At 46.4% G+C, this 1,382-nt stretch carries 2 protein-coding genes; one reads left to right on the forward strand and one right to left on the reverse strand.

Annotation, left to right across the window (positions count from 1 at the left end):
- Positions 1 to 530, forward strand: a 530-nt coding sequence (locus PHP87_RS10035; protein WP_299920934.1) for a TetR/AcrR family transcriptional regulator, incomplete at its 5' end; no start/stop codon positions are given.
- Positions 531 to 587: 57 nt separating this feature from the next.
- Here the strand turns inward: PHP87_RS10035 and PHP87_RS10040 are convergent.
- Positions 588 to 1,292: a carbonic anhydrase gene (locus PHP87_RS10040; protein ID WP_299920935.1), complete on the reverse strand. Its 705-nt coding sequence runs from the start codon at positions 1,290 to 1,292 to the stop codon at positions 588 to 590.
- Positions 1,293 to 1,382: the final 90 nt, after the last annotated feature.

The following is a 1,382-nucleotide window of genomic DNA, read 5'->3' on the forward strand; positions in this document are numbered from 1 at the left end:
CCCGGATGCGGGGTTTGCATGGATTTACCGTAGATGAACTGGCGAGCCAGGCGGGAATAAGCAAAAGGACTATCTACCGTTACTTTCGCAGCAAGGATGAAATAATTGAGGCCGCTGTAAACCGCTTTCTGGTTGAAGTGGCGGCTGCCGCCGACCATATCCTGGCGGTGGAAAGCGACCCCATAAATATTTTTAATTATATTTTAAACTATCTCTTTAAGCACGGTCATTTTATAATCGGTCCCCGCGGGCTAAATGACCTGCGGCAATATTATCCCCATCTCTGGCAAAAAATCGACCGCTTTCGCCTGGAACGAGTACAGATGGTTATTAGCGCCATAAGCCAAAAGGAGGGTACCGAGTTCCTGCCGGATTGCGATCCGCTCATACTGGTTACCGTAATAAGCGCATCCATTCAAGCGGTTTTAAACCCGGACTTTCTGCTGGAAAACGGGCTAAGCTTCGAAAAAGCCGCTAAAGATTTAAGCCGGCTCTTTTTGTCAAGCATATCACAGGGACGGTCCTGTTGATATATTTTGCACCTCTTGTTTCTCTCATCCTTGGTTGCGACACGCGAGCCTGCGGAGTTAATATGAAGTCAGGCGCCGGGCGCGATCAGCCAGCAATCCCAGGTGGGAATAACTCTTTAATATACTACTATTGCGCTCACCGTTAATATTACTGGTATAAAGCATTCCATACCCGTTGCCATAGATATTATGCAGATCCACCATTACCCCTGCCAGCAAAAGCTCATTTTTTTCCACCAGATCGGCCACAGCATAATTAGCTAAAAGGTAATCAATCTGCATATCCACATTAACTTCGGCCAGCTTGGTGAACTTCAGCCCCGGCTCATCGTCAAAATTGAGCCCACTCTTACGCCGGGCCTCTTCCAGTGAATTCTTGACTATGGACAATTCATTCCGAATGCCCATAGGCTCATCTACAAAATTGGATTCCGCCGCCTTTATAGCTCCGCAATCGCTATGCCCGGCCACAATCATCAGCGGGGTATGCAGGTGCAGAAGGCCATAAAGAACGGAGCCTTCATTGGTTTTAACCTGGTTGCCGATGTTCTCCACGGAAAAAATGCGGTTAAAAATCTCCCCGAAAATATTGACCGGCATACGGGAATCCGCACAGGTTAAAAGGGTTATCAGCGGATGCTGCCCATAGTTACCCTTTTTAAAATCCTCCAGGGGAAATCCCTTTTCAAAAGCCAGGATACCTTGCTCCAGGCTCTTAAACAAAGCTGCCTTGTCCACTTCAATTGTTGTATGATGACTCAAAACCTACACCTCCATTGAATAATTTATTACGAGCTATTCTATACCTCATTATAAATCTAAAACGAAAGTAATGGGCATTTTTCTTGGGGA

The sequence above is a fragment of the Syntrophomonas sp. genome, from assembly GCF_028707975.1.
In the GTDB taxonomy this organism is placed as follows: Bacteria; Bacillota; Syntrophomonadia; order Syntrophomonadales; family Syntrophomonadaceae; genus Syntrophomonas.